The 19,696-nt window shown below is 31.3% G+C and carries 23 protein-coding genes; 15 read left to right on the top strand and 8 right to left on the bottom strand.

Translation table 11 applies throughout. The annotated features are described in order from the left end of the window. Nucleotides 1-2: 2 nt before the first annotated feature. Both RM519_RS11670 and RM519_RS11665 read right to left on the bottom strand, forming a co-directional pair. Nucleotides 3-1,112 carry a glycosyltransferase gene (locus tag RM519_RS11670; protein ID WP_311593994.1) on the bottom strand — a complete coding sequence of 370 codons (1,110 nt, stop codon included), beginning with the start codon at nucleotides 1,110-1,112 and terminating at the stop codon, nucleotides 3-5. 3 nt (nucleotides 1,113-1,115) lie between these two features. After that, a complete protein-coding gene (locus tag RM519_RS11665) occupies nucleotides 1,116-1,301 on the bottom strand; it encodes a membrane or secreted protein (RefSeq protein ID WP_311593993.1) in 186 nt (61 codons plus the stop codon). A gap of 170 nt (nucleotides 1,302-1,471) precedes the next feature. Between RM519_RS11665 and RM519_RS11660 the strand changes: the two genes are divergently transcribed. The 7 genes from RM519_RS11660 (at nucleotide 1,472) to RM519_RS11630 (ending at nucleotide 6,519) form a co-directional block, all read left to right on the top strand. Further along, nucleotides 1,472-2,002, top strand: a complete 531-nt coding sequence (locus tag RM519_RS11660) for an RNA polymerase sigma factor (RefSeq protein WP_311593992.1) — start codon at nucleotides 1,472-1,474, stop codon at nucleotides 2,000-2,002. 8 nt (nucleotides 2,003-2,010) lie between these two features. After that, nucleotides 2,011-2,424: a hypothetical protein gene (locus RM519_RS11655; protein ID WP_311593991.1), complete on the top strand. Its 414-nt coding sequence runs from the start codon at nucleotides 2,011-2,013 to the stop codon at nucleotides 2,422-2,424. 8 nt (nucleotides 2,425-2,432) lie between these two features. Next, nucleotides 2,433-2,648 (top strand): hypothetical protein, encoded by a 216-nt coding sequence (locus RM519_RS11650; RefSeq protein ID WP_311593990.1) that lies wholly within the window; start codon nucleotides 2,433-2,435, stop codon nucleotides 2,646-2,648. A gap of 98 nt (nucleotides 2,649-2,746) precedes the next feature. After that, entirely contained in the window at nucleotides 2,747-4,810 is a 2,064-nt protein-coding gene (locus tag RM519_RS11645; protein WP_311593989.1) for a glycoside hydrolase family 20 zincin-like fold domain-containing protein, read from the top strand. 86 nt (nucleotides 4,811-4,896) lie between these two features. Continuing rightward, on the top strand, nucleotides 4,897-5,388 hold the full coding sequence (locus tag RM519_RS11640) for an RNA polymerase sigma factor (RefSeq protein WP_311593988.1): 492 nt from the start codon (nucleotides 4,897-4,899) through the stop codon (nucleotides 5,386-5,388). Then, on the top strand, nucleotides 5,372-6,034 hold the full coding sequence (locus tag RM519_RS11635; protein ID WP_311593987.1) for a hypothetical protein: 663 nt from the start codon (nucleotides 5,372-5,374) through the stop codon (nucleotides 6,032-6,034). The genes RM519_RS11640 and RM519_RS11635 overlap by 17 nt, the downstream gene beginning before the upstream one ends. Nucleotides 6,035-6,054: 20 nt before the next feature. Next, nucleotides 6,055-6,519, top strand: a complete 465-nt coding sequence (locus RM519_RS11630; RefSeq protein WP_311593986.1) for a hypothetical protein — start codon at nucleotides 6,055-6,057, stop codon at nucleotides 6,517-6,519. A 7-nt stretch (nucleotides 6,520-6,526) separates the two neighbouring features. Here RM519_RS11630 and murB read toward each other — a convergent pair whose 3' ends face one another. Beyond that, on the bottom strand, nucleotides 6,527-7,534 hold the full coding sequence (murB, locus tag RM519_RS11625) for a UDP-N-acetylmuramate dehydrogenase (RefSeq protein WP_311593985.1): 1,008 nt from the start codon (nucleotides 7,532-7,534) through the stop codon (nucleotides 6,527-6,529). Then, nucleotides 7,535-8,731 carry a pyridoxal phosphate-dependent aminotransferase gene (locus RM519_RS11620; RefSeq protein ID WP_311593984.1) on the bottom strand — a complete coding sequence of 399 codons (1,197 nt, stop codon included), beginning with the start codon at nucleotides 8,729-8,731 and terminating at the stop codon, nucleotides 7,535-7,537. A gap of 146 nt (nucleotides 8,732-8,877) precedes the next feature. Here RM519_RS11620 and RM519_RS11615 point away from each other — a divergent pair, with 146 nt between their 5' ends. Further along, nucleotides 8,878-10,212, top strand: coding sequence for an aspartyl protease family protein (locus RM519_RS11615; protein ID WP_311593983.1), 1,335 nt, complete (start codon nucleotides 8,878-8,880; stop codon nucleotides 10,210-10,212). Nucleotides 10,213-10,314: 102 nt separating this feature from the next. On the opposite strand, the gene RM519_RS11610 is transcribed toward RM519_RS11615, so the two are convergent. The 4 genes from RM519_RS11610 to RM519_RS11595 all read right to left on the bottom strand — a co-directional run bounded on the left by RM519_RS11610 (nucleotide 10,315) and on the right by RM519_RS11595 (nucleotide 13,713). Further along, complete coding sequence (locus RM519_RS11610) at nucleotides 10,315-10,758, bottom strand: DinB family protein (protein WP_311593982.1); 444 nt, start codon at nucleotides 10,756-10,758, stop codon at nucleotides 10,315-10,317. A gap of 11 nt (nucleotides 10,759-10,769) precedes the next feature. Then, a complete protein-coding gene (locus RM519_RS11605; RefSeq protein WP_311593981.1) occupies nucleotides 10,770-11,360 on the bottom strand; it encodes a tRNA (guanine-N1)-methyltransferase in 591 nt (196 codons plus the stop codon). Between the two features lie 126 nt (nucleotides 11,361-11,486). Further along, nucleotides 11,487-11,855 (bottom strand): PUR family DNA/RNA-binding protein, encoded by a 369-nt coding sequence (locus RM519_RS11600; RefSeq protein ID WP_311593980.1) that lies wholly within the window; start codon nucleotides 11,853-11,855, stop codon nucleotides 11,487-11,489. Nucleotides 11,856-11,958: 103 nt separating this feature from the next. Next, a complete protein-coding gene (locus RM519_RS11595) occupies nucleotides 11,959-13,713 on the bottom strand; it encodes an ABC transporter ATP-binding protein (RefSeq protein ID WP_311593979.1) in 1,755 nt (584 codons plus the stop codon). Between the two features lie 197 nt (nucleotides 13,714-13,910). On the opposite strand from RM519_RS11595, the gene nusB reads away from it, so the two are divergent. From nusB to RM519_RS11560, 7 genes are all read left to right on the top strand, one after another. Next, nucleotides 13,911-14,849: a transcription antitermination factor NusB gene (nusB, locus tag RM519_RS11590; protein WP_311593978.1), complete on the top strand. Its 939-nt coding sequence runs from the start codon at nucleotides 13,911-13,913 to the stop codon at nucleotides 14,847-14,849. Nucleotides 14,850-14,896: 47 nt separating this feature from the next. Then, nucleotides 14,897-15,361: a DUF1573 domain-containing protein gene (locus RM519_RS11585; protein WP_311593977.1), complete on the top strand. Its 465-nt coding sequence runs from the start codon at nucleotides 14,897-14,899 to the stop codon at nucleotides 15,359-15,361. Nucleotide 15,362: 1 nt separating this feature from the next. Next, nucleotides 15,363-15,674, top strand: a complete 312-nt coding sequence (gene yajC, locus RM519_RS11580) for a preprotein translocase subunit YajC (protein WP_311593976.1) — start codon at nucleotides 15,363-15,365, stop codon at nucleotides 15,672-15,674. A gap of 77 nt (nucleotides 15,675-15,751) precedes the next feature. Continuing rightward, a complete protein-coding gene (locus RM519_RS11575; protein ID WP_311593975.1) occupies nucleotides 15,752-16,708 on the top strand; it encodes a YbbR-like domain-containing protein in 957 nt (318 codons plus the stop codon). Beyond that, nucleotides 16,708-17,289 carry a dephospho-CoA kinase gene (gene coaE, locus RM519_RS11570; protein WP_311593974.1) on the top strand — a complete coding sequence of 194 codons (582 nt, stop codon included), beginning with the start codon at nucleotides 16,708-16,710 and terminating at the stop codon, nucleotides 17,287-17,289. Before RM519_RS11575 ends, coaE begins: the two co-directional genes overlap by 1 nt. Before the next feature lie 112 nt (nucleotides 17,290-17,401). Beyond that, complete coding sequence (locus tag RM519_RS11565) at nucleotides 17,402-18,970, top strand: sensor histidine kinase (RefSeq protein WP_311593973.1); 1,569 nt, start codon at nucleotides 17,402-17,404, stop codon at nucleotides 18,968-18,970. Between the two features lie 11 nt (nucleotides 18,971-18,981). Next, nucleotides 18,982-19,677: a response regulator transcription factor gene (locus RM519_RS11560; RefSeq protein WP_311593972.1), complete on the top strand. Its 696-nt coding sequence runs from the start codon at nucleotides 18,982-18,984 to the stop codon at nucleotides 19,675-19,677. The last annotated feature ends 19 nt before the right edge of the window (nucleotides 19,678-19,696 follow it).

Raw genomic sequence — 19,696 nt, 5'->3', positions numbered from 1 at the left:
GACTACCAATGTGTGGGTTTTGATACTTTATTTTTTATAAATATAAACAATTGTATCACAATTAAAAATAGTTCGAAAAAAGGAATCCATAGAATAAGGTCTTTTTCATTTAATTTTTTGGCGGTTTTACCGAAAATAAATAATTGTACTAACATTCTAAATCCAATGATTCCAAGTACAATTTTCCATTGGAATTGCAGAGCCAATAAAAAGATTGCAAATGACCAAAATAATAATTGAGAACTATAAGAGAGTCCTAAAAAGAATTGATGTGTACTTTTATAGAAACTGGCTGTAGAAACATGTCTTCTTTTTTGATGGATCCAATTTTTAAAAGTTGTATTTGGCTTTGAATTGGTGAAACTATTCGTAGAAAAGGCCAATGCAGTGTTCTTTGTTGTTGCATTTATATTGACAAATAAATCATCATCTCCTGATTTTAAGTGCATGTGTTTTGCAAACCCGCCAGCCTTAAAAAACAAACTTTTTTTATAAGCCAAGTTACGCCCAACCCCCATGTATGGTAATCCAATTTTAGCATAGGAAAAATACTGTAAGGCCGTATACAGTGTTTCGAATCTAATGAGTTTGTTTAGTGGGCTGTTTTTAACCTTTTCATAGGCTCCATAGCCCAAAACAATTTGTTTGGAATCTGAAAAATGATGTGACATTTCAGAAATCCAATGCTCAGAATTTGGAACGCAATCAGCATCGGTAAAAAGCAACTGCTCATGTGTTGCTGCTTTAATGCCTAATGAAAGAGCAAATTTCTTATTTCCCCAAAACTGCTCATTTTCAACAACATTTACAATTTTGATGGCATGTGTATGTATGTTTTTTTCTTGAAAGTCTTCAAAAATCTCAAGGGTGCTATCATAAGAACCATCATTGATTAATACCAATTCAAAATTCGTGTGTTTTTGCTTTAATAGTTGTGGAAGTAATTGAGGAAGATTTTTGGCTTCATTTCTGGCACAAACTAAAACGGATACAGGTGTATCTGAACCTTTAACGTAATTCGGTTTTAAAAATGAAAATCTAGAAAATATAAAAAGAAAATAAAATAACTGTATGCAGGTAATTGCAATAAAAATTACAAAAACAACTTGCATTAATTATTTGTTTTCACAGTTTTCAGGAAGTTTACCGCAGAAACCACACGCTTCACCGTCTTTATTAAGCATCGGGTTTTGACTAGCACAAGTTCCGGCAAATTCACCGTCTTTTTTGGCCCAAATTTTAATTGCAATTCCAAGTACTGCAAGGGCTAATAATCCAATAGTTACAAATACTAACTTCATACAAAACGTTTAGGTTGCAAAGATAAGAAATCTACTTATAATTAATTCCTAAAAAGGTAAAACATTAATGCGATATATTGGTTAATTTTCATTTTTCTAAAATTAAAATGCAATAGAATTAAAAAGCTTCGTCTTTATAAGTGAAGAGCGCATAGAAATGCTTTTAAAAAATGTCAGAGAACGATAATTACAAAAAATTAAAATCTTTTTTTAGTAGTGAATACACCATATTAAAACGGTATGTAAATTCTCGAATTTCTGATAGTGTAGACAGAGAGGCAGAAGATATTATACAAGATGTGGCTCTGAAACTATTTTCTAGAGCCCATAGCCTTTCGCCTATAAATAACGTAACTGGATTCGTTTACAACGCATTGCGAAATAAGGTTATTGATACAATGAGAATTAATAAAAAACACACCAGTATTGAAGACTCAAATAAAGAACGTATAGATAGTTTATTGGAAGTGTTTTATGGTGAAGCGTCGAATGCATATTCTGAAAAAATGAAACACGAATTAATGCGAATGATTTACAAATTAAAACCGCATTATAGCGCAATAATACTGGCCATCGATTTTGAAGGCTATAGTTATAAAGATTTAGCAAATGAAACAGGAATTCCGCAAGGAACCTTAATGTCTAGAAGACATAGAGCGCTCTCTATTTTATATAAAGAATTAGAAAAAAATAAAATTTAATTAAGATTATGGAACATTATATTAAACACAAACTAAGAAGTAAAAAACCATTTGAAGTGTTTTTTACAGGATTATTTATAACAGTTGCAATTGTTGGATTTATTGCATTATTTGGATATGTAGCTATGCGATTATGGAATTGGTTAATGCCAGAAATTTTTGACTTAACAACAATTACGTATTGGCAAGCAATTGGCTTATTAATATTGGCAAAATTCTTTTTTGGCGGTTTCGGCTCTGATCGAAGTAGTAAGAAAAAGAAGAAGGCTAAAGATTATTGTAACGATGAGAAGCCAAAAAGAGATTTCTCTAAGTGGAAATTGTATGACAAATTTTGGGAAGAAGAAGGAAATGAGGCTTTTAATTCTTTTGTTAAAAAAGAAAGGGGAGGAGATGAATTGGGAATACAACCAGATAAATAATTAAAAAAATGGAATTGCTGATTTTTAAGACAGATATTAAATCAAAAAAGAAAATTAAAAAAGTTAAGAAACTATTCAACACGAATATAGAAATATTGGATTGGGGAATTGATTTGGAAGATGTAGACAATGTATTGCGGATTGAAGGCGTGGATGGAATTGATAAAAAGAGAATTATAAAATTGACAGAAACAGATGGGTTTTGTTGTGAGCAACTGACGTGATCGACTTCATGGGATGTTTTATGACATTTGTCTAATAAATTAGTGCGTGCATAGTTAATATCCATACATTTAGAAAACATATTTAAAGTATAGTTTTCATGTTAAAATCACACATCTTAAGAGTATTATTTGCAATTTTAATTGGCTTCAACAATTTAAGTGGATTTAGTCAAAATAATGCAAAATTTGAAATTTTACCTTCTCCTCAACGATTCGAAATAACGGGGCAGAGTAGTATAAAATTTGGTGAAGTTAAAAAGTTATATGCAGATAATTTAAGTAAGTTACCAGTGCATGGTACATTTTTAAATGAACTATTTTCTGTAAATAATGAGGCTGATGCTGATTTAGTTTACCGCATAGATTCAACTATTCAAGTAGATGCAGAGGGCTATACTTTATCCATAAATAATAATAAAATTGTGATTGTTGGTAAGGATGAAGCAGGACTGTTTTATGGAGTAAAATCCTTAGAACAATTGTTAGAAGATGCCAAAGATCAGAAAGCTTTTTTACCGAATTGCACCATTACAGATTTTCCAAAATTGAAGTACCGTTCCATTCAATTGGATATAAAACATCACCTAGAAAAGAAAAGTTATTACTACGATTTAATGGATTATTTAGCAGGGCTAAAGGTAAATGCCATTATTGTAGAAATGGAGGATAAATTAAAATATGAGAAACACCCATTAATAGGTTCTGATGATGGTTTTACAATTGAAGAATGGGCAGAATTATCGAACTATGCAAACGATCGAAATATTGAAATTAGCCCACTAATTCAAGGGCTGGGACACGCCTCATTTATCCTAAAACACGATAAATACAAAGCTTTACGTGATGATCCAAAAAGCGATTGGGCTTTTAATCCTTTAGACCCTAGAACCTACGAATTACAGTTCGATTTATACAGAGAGGCTATAAAGGCAACTCCTAATGGAAAATACTTGCATATTGGAGGTGATGAGGTGCATACAACTGGTAAAAATAGTGGTAGGTCTGCCTTAGACTTGCAATTAGAATGGTTGAGAAAGGTGTGTAAATTTGCAGAGGAAAACAATAGGATTCCAATTTTTTGGGATGACATGCCATTGAAACAAGCAGGGGTTTATAAGCCGATGTTTAATAAAAATATGACCCAAGAAGAAGTAGATGAGGTTTGGGAAAAGAATGAGCATAAGTTGGTTGAATTTCTCGATCAGTTTCCGAAGAATTGTATTTATATGCGATGGAACTATCATACACCTGAAGCCTTGGGTAATACCAAAGCAATGGAGTGGTTTAGAGCGCACGATTTACAAGTTATGGGAGCCACAGCTGGTCAAACAAGATGGGTTTTAATGCCGCAACGCGAGAGTAATATAAAAGAGATTAAAACATTTGCATTGTCGTCTATAGAAAGTGGGTTAAACGGATTGTTATTGACACTTTGGGACGATGATTCGCCTCACTTTGAATTGTACAAGCGAGGAATTAATGCTTTTTCGGAATATACTTGGTCTGGAGATAAACGTTCAAAAAGCGAGTTGAAATCAGTATTTAGACACCGCCAGTTTTCATTTGAAACGAGCGGAAATGAATTTTCATTTATAGATAATTTAGAAAAGCCAGTTGGGATATGGAAAAATATTCTGCTTAACGGAAATAAGAGGAATTATCTTAAAGGAAATGAAAATGCCATTGAAAAATTTGTGATTGATTTGCCAACTGAGAAAAAAGGGGTCTGGAGTGATAAGAATAAGGAAAGAATTGAAAATGCCGAAAACACGTTGAAAACTTGTTCTAAAATAGAATCGACATTAGATAAAATGAAATCTGAGGCAACACGAAATAGCTATACATTAGAAATTTATGAGCAAGTGAATAAATTGGTTCAGTTTTCGTCAAATGCTGTTTTGAAACTTAGAGATTACGACAAAGCTCAAGATAAAGAAGAGGAGAGAATGGCTTTAGAAGGATTGAAATTATTATCTAAGGAGTTTACTGCACTAAGAACTGAATTTGAAGCTGTTTATGGTAAAACAAGGGTATTGAATAAGCCAGAAAATTATATTTTAGATCAAGATGATCATGTGCATTTATCCAATCAATCGCTAAATTTTGATTGGCAGTTTTATGCAGAACTATTGTTTCTTGAAAAATTAGAGCAGTTGTTTTAAATGATATAACTCGCTTTTTTTAACTTTTTTTCATTGAGGGTGTAATATTGGCTAACTTAAGCCACTAATCAATAAAACAATAAATATTGAGTAGCGATTTTTACACAACATCAATTTTGCCATTTGCAGGTATTATTATAAAAATATGCCGTGCATATACCGATTCTCAAGAGGATTTTGAAGATTACTACCAAGAAGTTTGTTTGCAAATATGGAGGAGTCGTGAACAATTTAGAGGCGATTCAAAATGGTCTACTTGGATCTATAGATTGTCTTTAAATATTTGTCTTACACTTATTAAAAAGAAGAAAAACAATCGCCAGCATGTTGTCTCCGAATATCAATTTGTAGAGGATACCGAGGAAAATCAAGCTTTTGAAGACGAGTCATTAAATCAATTGTATGATGCGATAAAACAATTGTCTGAAATTGATAGGGCGGTTATTTTATTATACCTAGAGGAGAAACCGAATAAGGATATTGCAGAAATTATTGGAACGACTCCTAACAATATTGCGGTACGTGTAAATAGAATTAAGGAACGATTAAAAAAGATATTAGATGGAAAAATCAATTGAATCAATTTGGAAAGACGGTTTTTTGCAGAATGAAGCCTTAGTCGCTCCAAAATTGAATGATTTATATAATAAGAAATCGATAGATATAGTGGAGAAATTTCGGAAGATGTATAAGATTAACATTATCGGAATAGCTTTGTTTGCTTGTGTTTTATTACCAATAGCAACCATTTCAAAATTGCCTTATATGGGAATTTTAATGTTTGTTTTGTTTGTAACATTGATAAGTTTTGCCATCAGATTTAAACGCAAACTACATGCTATCACAAAAAATGCAAATAGTTATGAATATTTAAAATCGTTTGAAAGTTGGACAAAGGAAATGACCACATTTAATTCTAAATTTTCAACGTATTTATACCCGTATGTGTTTATCTCTATGGTCATTGGGTTTTGGTTTGGAAGTTTTGGAGAGGATATACCTGGCAATGATTTTGTTACTTGGTTGTTAGAGTCATATCCCAACATGTTTTTAGTTGGGGGTGTTCCGATAGTTTTATGGATTATTTTGAGTGTGATAATCTTGCTTTTGGCATTTTTTGGAGGTAGAATAGGAGAGTGGGATTTAAAAATTGGATATGGCCGAATTTTAAAACGATTAGATACGTTGTTGTCTGATATGGAGGAATTAAGAAGAAATACTTAATGAGTATAAAATAAAATACCATGAAAATAGAAAAGTTAAATATTAAAAGTGAAGCATTAGAAAACCCGAAGTTAGATAAGGTTATAGCGAAAATGAACCTACTTATAACGGATTTGAATACAAAAGAAATTCCAGTATTGATTTGTGATGAAATTAATGCTATAATCAAAACATTAAACAGGAATTCAGAGCCAGAAACCGAACAAGTGAAGAATATAAAGAAAGCGTATTGTAAAATTTTAAAAATACTCGAGAAGAAATTGAAAATGGTTCCAAAGAATCACTATAGAAATTTGTGGATGGCTATTGGAATATCAATTTTTGGAGTTGTATTTGGTTCTGTTCTTTCTTCTTCAACAGGCAACTCTAGTTATATTGGAATCGGTATTCCTATTGGTGTAGCTATCGGAATTGCCGTTGGTACGGATATGGATAAAAAGGCCTTCAAAAATGGGAAGCAATTAAAAGTATCTTCTAGGCTTTAGAATTTCTTCAAATAATATTTACCTCAATTTCTAGCGTAATCCCAAATTTGTCTACTACAGTTTGTTGAATGTTTTGAGCGAGGTTTTTTAATTCAATTCCTGTTGCATTCCCATGATTCACCAATACCAAGGCTTGTTTATCATGAACTCCTGCATCGCCAAATCTTTTGCCTTTAAATCCACTTTGTTCAATTAGCCAACCTGCTGGAACTTTAATTTCTGAATCAGAAACTACATAGGATGGTATTGAAGGAAATTGATTTTTTAGTTTTTCAAACTGAACCGATGAAATTACGGGGTTTTTAAAAAAACTACCACTATTACCAATTTCTTTAGGATTTGGTAATTTCGAGTTTCTAATTTTAATTACCGCTTCAGAAATATCTTTGATGGTAGGTGTTTCTATACCATTTTTTTCTAATTCAGACTGAATAGCTCCGTAAGAATAGTTTAGTTGATGGTTCTTTTTGGTAAGTTTAAATATTACAGAGGTAATAATATATTTACCCTTTAATTCGTTTTTAAAAACAGAATTTCGATAACCAAAATTGCATTCCTCATTCGTAAAAACACGCCTTTTGCCTGTTGCAATTTCGATGGCTTTTAATTTGTGAAAAGTATCTTTAATTTCAACTCCATACGCCCCAATATTTTGCATTGGGCTTGTACCCACGTTACCAGGAATTAAAGAGAGATTTTCTAGTCCACCAAAATCATTAGCGATGCACCATTGCACAAACTCATGCCAATTCTCACCAGCCTGTGCTTTTATGTACACATGTGTATCGGATTCTTCAAAAATATTAAGTCCTTTAAGATTTAAATAAAGGACTAATTGATCAATATCAGAAGTTAATAAAACATTGCTCCCGCCACTTAAAATAAATGGATTTGAATCCTTCTCTAAAATTTTGAGTAATTGCTCAATAGAAGTAATATTCGCAAATTTTGAAGCCTTTACATCGATTCCAAATGTATTATACGGTTTAAGAGATATGTCTTTTTGAATATTCAATTATTGGCTGCGGTATTTTTCTAATGCAATTTTAAGAATTTCAACCGAACGAATCAAATCTTCTTTCTTTAAAACATATGCAATACGAATTTGGTTTTTCCCTTGGCCAGGTGTTGAATAGAATCCGCTAGCAGGAGCTACCATAATCGTTTCTTCTTGATCGTTAAATTTTTCTAACATCCATTGTGCAAAATCGTCAGCGTCTTCAATTGGCAATTGCACTACGCAATAAAAAGCACCTTTTGGTTTAGAAACCAGCACACCGTCAATCTTACTTAATTCAGAAATTAAAGTGTCTCTACGTTCTTTGTATTCTGCAATTACATTGTCAAAATACGATTGTGGCGTATCCAGTGCTGCTTCACTGGCAATTTGCGCATAAGTAGGTGGGCTTAACCTTGCTTGTGCAAATTTCATAGCCGTTGCAATAACTTCCTTATTTTTAGAAACCATACACCCTACACGAGCACCACACATACTATATCTTTTAGAAACAGAATCAATTATAATTGCATAGTCATCCAATCCAAAATTATTAAGAACAGAGTGATGTTCAATACCATCATCATAAACAAATTCACGATATACTTCATCAGCAATTAAAAACAAATCGTGTTTCTTTACGATTTCTGCTAATTTTTCAATCTCTTGTTTAGAGTATAAATAACCCGTTGGATTGCCAGGATTACAGATTAAAATTGCTTTAGTTTTTGGTGTAATTAATTTTTCAAAATCAGCAATGTCAGGTAACGCAAAACCGTTTTCGATGCTAGAATTTACAGGAACAACTTTTACACCACTAGCGGTAGAAAATCCATTGTAATTTGCATAAAAAGGCTCAGGAATGATAATTTCATCTCCATAATCTGCAATAGTTCCCATAGCAAATAACAAAGCTTCAGAACCACCCGTAGACACAATGATATCATCTTTAGTTACAGCAATATTATTACTGTTGTAATAGGCTGCTAATTTTGTTCTGTATTCATCAGAACCTTCTGACCTGCTATACGCCAATACTTCAACAGCATTATTTTTTATTGCTTCTAAGGCTACATCTGGTGTTTTAATATCTGGTTGACCGATATTTAAATGATAGACCTTAATGCTGTTTTTTTTAGCGTTTTCCGCATAGGGTACCAACTTTCTTATTGGTGATGATGGCATTGCAATACCTTTTGATGATATTCTAGGCATAATATGAAAATTTTTAGCAAAATTGCAAAATTTAATCGAAAATTGAATACCTTTTTATGGATTTTTGAAAGGTTAAATATTTCTTAATTAATTTGCCTTGGCAACCTTATTAATTAACTTTAATCGGTAAACATATTCTTGAATTAATGAGAAGTATACTTTGTTTTTTTTTATTGCTATTGTGCTCTACTTATGTAAGTAGTGCTCAAGAGTATACTTTTAATCAAGGACGAACTTCACAAACTGTTGAGTTTGAATTAATAAATAATTTAATTGTTTTTCCTTTAACGGTGAACGGTACAGAATTGACTTTTATTTTGGATACGGGTGTAGGGTCGCCTGTTATTTTTAATATGACTTCTTCAGACTCATTGCATTTTAGAAATATTGAAGTAGTTAAATTAAGAGGTTTAGGTGAAGGTGAACCTGTTGAGGCTGTTAGATCTAAAGGAAATACATTAGTATTTGGTGATATTGTTGGTAAGAACCAAGATCTTTTTATTATTTATAATGAAAAGTTAGATTTATCGGGTAAACTAGGAGTTTCTGTTAATGGAATAATAGGTTATGATATTCTTAAGAATTTTGTAGTTTCAATTAATTACTTAAACAGAAAGTTAACTTTTACAAATCCTGAGGATTATCCTTATAAAAAGTGCAAAAGTTGTGAAACATTTGATTTGCATTTTTATAAAAAGAAGCCATTTATCAATGCGGAGATAGAAAACTTAGATAATTCAATTGTACCTGTTCAATTACTTATCGATTCAGGAGGGACTGATTCCATATGGTTGTTTGAAGATATTGAAAAGAATGTAGCGATTCCAGAAAATTCGTTTGAAGATTTTATTGGAGAAGGCATTAGTGGTGGGATTTTTGGAATGCGAAGTAAATTGAATGCATTTAAATTAAAAAGGTTTCTAATTCCAAAGCCAAATGTGGCCTATTTAGACTCTGTTTCTTCGGCTTATGCTAAAGGGTTATCGACTAGGAATGGAAGCCTTGGAGGGAATATTCTAAAACGATTTAAGGTAGTGCTAGATTATCCAAATAAGAAAATGACTTTAAAAAAGAATAGGAATTTTTCTGAGCCGTTTTCTTATAATATGAGTGGGATTGAATTGATTCATGCTGGAACAACTTTGGTAAAAGAATTGAATTCAACCAGATTTAATCTTGAAAACGAAACTTCGGTATCAAATAGTAGTACAATTACGCTAAATTATATGTATAGTTTTAATCTAAAACCAACTTATAAAATAGCCTATGTTCGTAAAGATTCACCTTCAGATAAATGTGGATTAATGGTTGGTGACTTATTGGTAAAGGTTAATGGTAAATATGCTTACAATTACCAATTAAAGGATATTGTTGAGAAATTTTATGGGTCTGAAGAAAATTGGGTACGTTTAACGGTTGAACGAAATGGAAGAGAATTGGACTACTCATTTAAATTGAAAAACTTACTCGAAATGTTTTAGCCAGTTGTATTATGCTAGTTCCATAATTTTTCACCATAACCATGGCATTTTTTCTCAGACTATTCTTCAAAGGCAAGAAAGGAAATTCTTACACTTAACCGTTTATTCAATAATTTGATTGATGTGATGTTTCATATGAACAACATAATCTTTCATTAAAAAAGATAGATTATTGTATTCATCATCAATTTCAATTTCAAATTGTAAAGTTTCTTCCGTTTGAACGGTCATTAAATTGATAATTCTTTTGTTAATACTTAACCAAAAACCGATTAATTCTAGTAAATCTGCATGTTGATAGTCATTTGCTAATACCAAGGAATTTTGGTTGTATTTTCGGATTGAAAAAGGTTTAGTTTCAAATTGTATTTCGGTAAACCGCTGTAAATTATTGATGCCAGAATCTATTAAATGACCGAGAATTTCTTTTTTAGACCAACTCGAATCCGATTCTTTATAATGAATATCATTATCAGATGCATTTATAAAATAAGACTCTACTAAAGTCAAATAATTTTTTAGTTGCTTAATTGATGTTGCAATCATAGCACTATTATTTATTTGTCCTTTTTCTGTTTGTTTATTTCGTCCTGAAGTTTTCTTCTAATTTGTTGTTCTCTTTCCAAAGCTCTTGTTCTGTGGGCTTCATATTCTTGTTCTAATTCATCTAATTTCTCTTTTGTTTCTTTGGTAATAACATGAGAACGATTAAATCTAAAGATATAAATTAGAAGTAGTGTTAGAAGCACTCCTATTGTAGACCATAAAATAGTATTGTAAACAGGTTTAGAAATTATAAAACCAAATAGTAATATTCCATCCTTTTCTTTATTCAATTGTTCTATAGTACTGTTTCGCTCATCTAAAGTGTTCTTTAAACCATTAATTTCGGTGTCTTTAGCAGTTACCATTGATCTGGTTTCGGACAAATCAACTTTTAATACATCTAAAGAATCATTCACAACTATTTTTAAGCGATCTATCCATGCTCTTTTAATGACTTTATATTCTTGATATCGATTTGAATTTTTGATTACATAATCAAATTGATTTTCGATAGTTCCGCTATCTAATTTCTGAGTTGGGGGTGTTTTTTGAGCAATTAAAACTGTTGAAAACAATAAGGTAATAATTGTAAATAATCTCATTCGTTGCATAACTAAACAATTGTAAGTTTTTATAAAAGTACTTATTTTTTTTTAAGCTATAAAAAGGCTTAAAAAAAACCGATACAATAGTATCGGCTTGTTAAACGTGTGGTATTTGAATTTATTTTAAATATCTTCAAAACTAATATCGGTAAAACTTTCTGAAGTAACCTCGCTTGGCGGAGCTTCTTCATTTTTTTTGTAGTCTGATTGATGTCTGTCGCTAATTACTTCTTCACCTTTCTCGTTTACGATATAATCAGTAGCCGCTTTTAGCATTTCATTAAACTCTGAAAAATCTTCTTTATACAAGTAAATTTTATGTTTTTTATAATGAAACGATCCATCATCGTGTGTAAATTTTTTACTCTCTGTAATAGTTAAATAGTAGTCATCCGCTTTTGTCGCTCTTACATCGAAAAAATATGTCCTTCTTCCTGCTCTTAAAACTTGTGAGAAGATTTCCTCTTGCTCATTAAAGTTATTTTCACTCATAATTTTACACTAAATTATTTAATTGTTAATGAATCATTGTTTTGACAAATCTAAAAAAATAATTCTCTTTTGCAATAGTCAATTGAAAAAAATAAACCTTCACTTATGATGCATCTTCTAACAACTGTTGTTCATACAACTCTTTGTAGAACCCTTCTACTGATGATAATTGTTCATGAGTCCCTTTTTGTAGTATTTTTCCTTCATCTAATACAAGAATACTGTCTGCATGCTTAATAGAAGAAATACGGTGGCTTATAATAATTGTAGTTTTATTTTTTGTGATGCGCTCTAAGTTCTTAAGAATTATTTCTTCAGTTTCTGTATCTACAGCAGATAGACAATCATCCAATATTAAAATTTCCGGGTTCTTTATCAATGCACGAGCAATAGAAACACGTTGTTTTTGACCACCGGAAAGTGTTACACCACGTTCTCCAACAAGTGTTTTGTAGCCCTCGGTAAATTCAACTATATTATGATCTATATATGCGTCTTTCGCTGCTTGTTTAATTTCACTTTTACCAGCATTTTTTGCACCAAATTTTATATTGTTCTCAATGGAGTCTGAAAATAGAAATGCATCTTGAGGAACATAGCCTATACTTTGTCTAAGGTTGTCTAAATTCAAATCTTTAATAGCAGTATTTCCGATACTAATCATACCCTTATCAATATCGTATAAACGTGTAATCATATTGATAATAGTCGATTTTCCAGAACCAGTTTTTCCAAGAATAGCTAAAGTCTTCCCTTTTTCTAATTCGAAACTAATGTTTTTAAGAGCAGTAATATTAGTGTCATCATAGGTAAACGTTACATTCTTAAAAGTAATATTTCCATCTATTGGAGTTTGAGTAGATATAGTATTTTTAATTTCTGGTTTCACATCTAAAAACTCATTGATTCTTGCTTGCGATGCGTCCGCTTGTTGAATAATATTACTAACCCAACCTATAACCGCCATTGGCCATGTAAGAATGTTAACGTACATTATAAATTTAGTTACATCTCCTAAGGTTATGTATCCTTCAATATATCTTAACCCTCCAACATAAATAACGACAAGGTTTCCGATTCCAATTAGTAAAATCATTAAAGGGAAAAATAACGCTTGTATTTTAAAGAGTTCAATGTTTTTTTGCTTGCTTTTCTCAGCAACAAGTTCAAATTTATTTATAGCGTCCAATTCGGTAGTATAGGCCTTTATAATCCGAACACCTGCAAAAGATTCTTGAGCAGCAGTTGTTAATTTTGACAAATATTCTTGAACAATTGTTGTTTTTTTATGGATGAGTCTACTCAAATAATAAATTGAAATAGATAATATTGGTAATGGTAACAAGGTATAGGCTGTTAATATCGGATCCGTTTGAATCATTAAAACCATAATTACTATTATGGCAACTACAGTATTAAGGCTATACATAATTGCTGGGCCAAAATACATTCGAACCTTACCAACATCTTCACTAATTCTATTCATTAAATCTCCCGTTCTATTCTTTTTGTAGAAATTAAGAGAGAGTAATTGATACTGCTGATAGATTTCATTCTTCAAATCAAATTCTACCAATCTAGAGGTAACAATAATCATTTGACGCGTAAAAAACGTTAAAATTCCCGAAAGTAGTGTTGCTCCAAGAATCAGTAAGAAGTATTTTAGATTAGTTTCATAGACCACTGATTTATCTGCAATAGTTCCTTTAGCATACGCATCAAAAGCATCAACAGAATGCTTAATAAAATCTGGGATTTGAAGTTTTAAAATGTTTGAAGCAATGCAGATGATGACTCCTGCTAAAAAGCGGTATTTATATTTTATGAAATATTTATTTAATTGCCTAAGCGCTTTCACTAAAAAAGGAATTCAAGATTGAAAATATGAGCGAATATACTTTAAATAAATTGAATGACTATGGCAGAAACGTTAAGTTAAATCAAAAAATATAAAATTGAATTATTAACAAATAATTTTACTTAGAGGTCTTCTTTTGTCCAGCAAATTGTGGTATTTTTGCAGCGCAAAATAATTACATTTTAACGTTCTTTAGCATGATAAATAGAAGACATATTAGAATTAAGGTAATGCAGTCGGTATATGCAATATTGCAATCGAATAGCGATAATTTAGTAAAAGAAGAAAAATTTTTACTAGCCAGTATAGATAGGATGTATGATCTCTATGCATTGTCTTTGAGTATTTTAATACATGTTCAAGACATGGCAAATTCGCACTTAGAAATTGCCAAAAAAAAGTATTTAGCATCTTCAGAAGAGAAAAACCCTAACACAAAATTTACTGAAAATCAAGTTATAAATTTACTAAAAGAAAGTTACTCTTTTCAGCAGTATTTAGAAGATAAGAAGTTGAATAACTGGAAGCAAGACGACGAGTTTGTTCGCATTGTTTGGGATTTAATTAAAGAGAGCGATGAATACAGTAGATACGTTTCTACAAGAACATCTAATTTTGAAGAAGATAAAAACTTCGTCTTGTTTATTTTTAAAAACATAATTGCTCCTAACGATAAATTGGCAGATTATTTCGAGGACCAATCTATTAGTTGGGTAGACGATATTCCGTTTGTAAATACATGGGTTGTAAAAACCTTAAATGGATTAAGCGCAACAAAACCTTTTAAAATAGGTGATTTGTATAAGGATGAAAGCGATCAAAAGTTTGTGTTGGACCTTTTCAGAAAAGTAGTGTTGAATCATGAGAAATTTGATGAAGATATTAATGCAAAAACACCGAATTGGGATGCTGACAGAATTGCAGATATCGATTTGATTTTGATGAAAATGGCGTTGGTAGAGTTTTTAAATTTCCCATCAATTCCAACACGTGTCTCTATAAATGAGTACATAGAAATATCTAAAGATTATTCTTCGCAAAAAAGTAGTTTTTTCATAAATGGAGTATTGGACAAAATTTTGAAGGAGTATACAGAGGAGAAAAGAATAAAGAAAATAGGTAGGGGATTGTTATAATTTTCTATTTTTACGCAGAATAAGTTTAATTTAATAAGTTAAAAACCATGAGAAAATTTGTATTAGTACTTGTTGCAGTTGCGATGGTATCATTTACATCATGTAAGAATGAAAACGCAAGCGCAAAAGTTAAATCTGAGAACGTTGAAGCGGCTGCCGCTAGAGATGCTGAAATCAGCAAAGGTGTACCTGTTATAGAATGGAATAAAACAGAACATGATTTTGGGAATTTAAAACAAGGAGAAAAAGTAGAAACTACGTTTACTTTAACAAATACTGGAGAAGGAGATTTGGTTATTACCGGAGCTAGAGGTAGTTGTGGTTGTACTGTGCCAGTTTGGCCAAAGGAGGCTGTTAAGCCTGGAGAAACAGCAGAGATTAAAGTTGCATTTAATTCAACTGGAAAGAAAAACAAAACTACTAATACAGTTACATTAACAACAAACACTGAAAAAGGTAACGAGATTGTAAGAATCAAAGCCTTTGTTCAACCAAAAGAAGCAGCACAATAGGATGAGTTTAATTATAGCTTTACAAGAAGGAGGAGGAATCATGTCTATGTTGCCATTTTTGGCGATGTTCTTAGTCATTTATTTGTTTATGATTCGTCCACAAATGAAACGTCAAAAAAATGAAAAGAAGTTTCAAAGTGAAATAGCGCGCGGAGCAAAAGTGATTACCACTAGTGGAATCCATGGTAAAATTGTTGAAATTAATGAAAATGACGCAACAGTTGTTATCGAAACAAGCGCAGGGAAAATTAAATTTGAGCGTTCAGCAATTTCAATGGAAATGTCTAAAAAATTGAACCCGGTTAAAAAATAATTTATCCGAAAACATAAAATTAAAAGTGAGCCTAACGGCTCACTTTTTTTGTATATTTATTTTTTGAACGCATATAAATGGTAGCAAGAAATAATAGTGGATTAAAATCTAATTTAAAACTAAGAATGTTTCTGATTTTTTTGGTTTTGACCTCGGTTTTTTGGATACTGACCAAATTATCTAAATCTTATTCTAGCAATGCAGAATTCAGTTTGGTGTATGAGAACTTACCTGCTGAACGCGTGTTTCAAAATATTCCATTGCAATCGGTAAATGTTGCACTTAATGCAACAGGCTTTGAGTTGTTAAAGTATAAATTTAACACCAAAACGCTGCGTATTGACCTAAATAACCTAAGGTATAAAAATGGTAGAGAATATTATTATTTACCAAATAATCATTTGCCAGAATTAAAGTCACAATTAAAAGACAACGCTAATATAGAACGTGTTTTGTTGGATAGCATATTCTTTAATTTAGGACAAAATTTGGTTAAAAAAGTTCCAGTAAAAATAAATGTGAACATCGATTTTAAATTAGGATATGATTTTGTTGATGAATTAACGGTTACTCCAGATTCTATTGAATTAATTGGACCAGATAAGGTTCTAGATACTATCAACGGAATTTGGACGAATGCGATTGAATTGTCGGAAGTGAATACAGCGATTAGTGAGCGTGTTTCTTTAACTTCTTTTAAAGATAAGAATATCTCAATGTCTAATTCTAGTGTTCTTCTTGAGGCTGAAGTTGATAAGTTTACCGAAGGTTCCGTAAAAGTGCCTTATAAAATTATTAACCTTCCTGAAGGTATGGAATTAACCACTTTTCCAAAGGAAATAACAATTTACTACAAGGTTGGTTTGAAGAATTACAATAGAATTTCTCAAGAGAATTTTAATATTATTTGTGATTTTAGGCAATCTAAAGAGAATGCTTTAGAATATCTAATTCCACAATTACAAAATGAGTTATCCTTAGTGTCGGCGGTTAGGTTTGTTCCGAATAAAATAGAATATTTAATAAAAAAGTAATGATTTTAGTTGGCTTAACAGGGTTGATGGGTAGCGGTAAATCTACCGTGCTTTTGATGTTTAAAGAGTTTGGGGCGGCAGTTTACAATGCAGATACTGAAGCCAAACTATTGATGCATAGTCCTGCGTTGAGACAAGAGATAGAATTGTTATTTGGTAAGATTGCATATGTAGATGAAAAATTAAACAGGAAGTATATTTCGAAAGTTGTTTTTGATGATCCCGTTAAACTTAAACAGTTGAATTCCATTGTGCATCCCGCGGTAAAAATCCATTTTGAAAATTTCGTTGCCAATTCTAAAGCCGATTGTGTTGTTTATGAAAGTGCACTTCTATTCCAAAGTTCATTAAAGTCTTTATTTGATTTTATTGTTGTAGTTACTGCTCCAGTAGAAGAAAGAATTTTAAGGATTATGAAAAGAGATAATTCGAACAAAGAGGCAATTGAAAAAAGGTTGGCACACCAAAAAATAACGGTAAACGAACTAGAACAGGCTGATTTTATTATAGAAAACGTAGCCATAAATTCCACCAGATTATCTGTTAAAAATATTTATTCCTTCATTTTGGGGAATCAATAGATGCTCGAATAAATAATGCTATTCTTCTTAATTAATTGTTAAAAATACATTTTTTTAGTTAATTAATATTGTATTTTCTAATTTATTAACATTTAAAATATAACTTTGCTCTATGAGTAAAAAGATATTTGTGCTTATTATTTTGCTAATGAGCGTTTCTTTAATAGGAATTATTTCAGTTCAGTTTTATTGGATTAAGAACACAATTGAAATGAGCGACAACCAATTTACCAGTGAGGTGAAATCGGCGTTGAGACAAGTATCTAATAACATTAGTGAAAATGAGCTCGATGAAAACTTTAGAAGAATTGGGCAGTTTGCGTTGAGTCGTAAGGATATAAAAGTATCGGAATTAAAAACATTTTTATACGAACAAATAGATACTGTTAGAAATGAAACTTTTGAATATGCGCAAACCATATTAGAAGAGAATTACAGGGTGCCATCTGATTTTTTTGAAAATGACTCTTTAAATTTTACTAAAATTTATAGCAAACAAGAAATGACGATTATAAGAAATCAGGTTTCTGAAGATGGTGATATGAACGATTTTATGCCAATCGAGAAGTTCAAGGAATCTGGAGAATTGACAAGAATTGAAGAGGCTGTAATTAAAGATGATATTAAAAAATTAGCAAGTAGAATTCCAATTCATCAAAGAATAGGAAACAACGAGTTAAATTTATATTTACGAAACGAGTTTGAGCATAGAGGTATTAATACCAAATTCAAGTACGGAGTTTATAATGACGATTTGGCCACTAAATTAAAGTCGGGTTATTTTAGAAAAGGCGAAGATAAAACCTATCAAGTTCCATTGTTTGTGAATGATGACGGTACAAGTAACTACCAATTATATGTTAGTTTTCCGGATAAGAAAAACTACCTAATTGCTTCTATAGGTAAGGTTCTGGGCTTGTCGGCATTGTTTATTTTGGTCATTATTATTGTTTTTATAGGTTCTTTATATCAAATGATAAAGCAAAAGCAGATTTCTGAAATAAAAACTGACTTTATCAATAATATGACGCATGAGTTTAAAACACCAATAGCAACAATAAATCTTGCTTTGGATGCTATTAAGAACCCAAAAATTATTGATGATAGTGAAAAAGTACTGCGATATAGTAAAATGATTCGTGATGAAAATAAGAGAATGCATGCTCAAGTAGAAAACGTTTTGCGAATTTCTAGGTTAGAGAAAAACCAACTAGACCTTAATAAGGTAAAGCAGAACATGCAAGAATTGATAGAAGAGGCAGTGACGCATGTTGAATTGTTAGTTCAGAGTAGAGGTGGGTCTATAAAAGTTGAATTAAATGCGAGTTTAATGGAGGTTTTAGCAGATCAGACGCATATGACAAATGTAGTTGTTAATATGTTAGATAATGCCATAAAATATTCTCCAGATGCTCCAATAATTGAAATAACAACAGAGAATACTGCAAAGAATTTTGTGCTTCGAATTAAGGATCATGGAATGGGGATGAACAAGAATGTGCAGAAAAATATTTTTAAGAAGTTCTATAGAGAAGAACGAGGAAATGTACACAATGTAAAAGGTCATGGATTAGGATTGGCCTATGTAAAGAGAATAGTTGAACACCATCAGGGTACGGTTCAAGTTGAAAGTGAAAAAGGAAAAGGAAGCACTTTTATTTTGAATTTACCGTTGATATAAAACACTGAATTATGGGAAACACAAGAGTATTATTAGTAGAAGATGATCCGAATTTTGGAACGGTCTTAAAAGATTACTTAACATTAAATGATTATGATGTAACGCACGCTAAAGATGGGTTAGAAGGTTTAATTATGTTTAAGAATAATGAGTTTGATATGTGTATCTTAGATGTTATGATGCCAAGAAAAGATGGGTTTTCATTAGCAAAGGATATTAGATCTACAAATTCTGAAGTGCCGATTATATTTTTAACGGCCAAAACAATGAAAGAAGACGTTTTAAAAGGGTATCAGGCTGGTGCAGATGACTACTTAAATAAGCCGTTTGATTCTGAGGTGTTGTTGTATAAAATGAAGGCCATCTTACAACGGAATGAGAATGAAAAATCTACTGAAGAAGAAACATTTGAGTTCACAATTGGGAAATTTCATTTGAATTCGAAGTTAAGACACTTAACATTAGATGGTGCTGAACCTGTGAAATTGTCTCCTAAAGAAAATAAATTATTGAAAATGCTTGCTGTGCATAAAAATGATTTAATGCCACGTGAATTGGCACTAACAAAAATTTGGAGAGATGATAATTATTTTACATCAAGAAGTATGGATGTATATATTGCCAAATTGCGTAAATATTTAAAAGGTGACGAGAATGTTGAAATATTGAACATTCATGGAGAAGGATTTAGACTAATTGAAAATTAGAAGAAAAAAATCTTGAAAA

Origin of the sequence: Urechidicola vernalis, from assembly GCF_031846385.1 — a bacterium.
GTDB lineage: Bacteria > Bacteroidota > Bacteroidia > Flavobacteriales > Flavobacteriaceae > Urechidicola > Urechidicola vernalis.
This window is presented reverse-complemented; position numbering and strand designations above follow the sequence as displayed.

Coding starts and splice junctions, on each gene's coding strand:
- nusB (WP_311593978.1), top strand. CDS start 13,911: ATGATAAATAGAAGACATATTAGAATTAAGGTAATGCAGTCGGTATAT.
- RM519_RS11605 (WP_311593981.1), bottom strand. CDS start 11,360: ATGAGATTATTTACAATTATTACCTTATTGTTTTCAACAGTTTTAATT.
- RM519_RS11600 (WP_311593980.1), bottom strand. CDS start 11,855: ATGAGTGAAAATAACTTTAATGAGCAAGAGGAAATCTTCTCACAAGTT.
- RM519_RS11655 (WP_311593991.1), top strand. CDS start 2,011: ATGGAACATTATATTAAACACAAACTAAGAAGTAAAAAACCATTTGAA.
- RM519_RS11585 (WP_311593977.1), top strand. CDS start 14,897: ATGAGAAAATTTGTATTAGTACTTGTTGCAGTTGCGATGGTATCATTT.
- coaE (WP_311593974.1), top strand. CDS start 16,708: ATGATTTTAGTTGGCTTAACAGGGTTGATGGGTAGCGGTAAATCTACC.
- RM519_RS11635 (WP_311593987.1), top strand. CDS start 5,372: ATGGAAAAATCAATTGAATCAATTTGGAAAGACGGTTTTTTGCAGAAT.
- RM519_RS11620 (WP_311593984.1), bottom strand. CDS start 8,731: ATGCCTAGAATATCATCAAAAGGTATTGCAATGCCATCATCACCAATA.
- RM519_RS11650 (WP_311593990.1), top strand. CDS start 2,433: ATGGAATTGCTGATTTTTAAGACAGATATTAAATCAAAAAAGAAAATT.
- RM519_RS11610 (WP_311593982.1), bottom strand. CDS start 10,758: ATGATTGCAACATCAATTAAGCAACTAAAAAATTATTTGACTTTAGTA.
- RM519_RS11575 (WP_311593975.1), top strand. CDS start 15,752: ATGGTAGCAAGAAATAATAGTGGATTAAAATCTAATTTAAAACTAAGA.
- RM519_RS11615 (WP_311593983.1), top strand. CDS start 8,878: ATGAGAAGTATACTTTGTTTTTTTTTATTGCTATTGTGCTCTACTTAT.
- RM519_RS11665 (WP_311593993.1), bottom strand. CDS start 1,301: ATGAAGTTAGTATTTGTAACTATTGGATTATTAGCCCTTGCAGTACTT.
- RM519_RS11565 (WP_311593973.1), top strand. CDS start 17,402: ATGAGTAAAAAGATATTTGTGCTTATTATTTTGCTAATGAGCGTTTCT.
- RM519_RS11660 (WP_311593992.1), top strand. CDS start 1,472: ATGTCAGAGAACGATAATTACAAAAAATTAAAATCTTTTTTTAGTAGT.
- RM519_RS11645 (WP_311593989.1), top strand. CDS start 2,747: ATGTTAAAATCACACATCTTAAGAGTATTATTTGCAATTTTAATTGGC.
- RM519_RS11630 (WP_311593986.1), top strand. CDS start 6,055: ATGAAAATAGAAAAGTTAAATATTAAAAGTGAAGCATTAGAAAACCCG.
- yajC (WP_311593976.1), top strand. CDS start 15,363: ATGAGTTTAATTATAGCTTTACAAGAAGGAGGAGGAATCATGTCTATG.
- RM519_RS11670 (WP_311593994.1), bottom strand. CDS start 1,112: ATGCAAGTTGTTTTTGTAATTTTTATTGCAATTACCTGCATACAGTTA.
- RM519_RS11560 (WP_311593972.1), top strand. CDS start 18,982: ATGGGAAACACAAGAGTATTATTAGTAGAAGATGATCCGAATTTTGGA.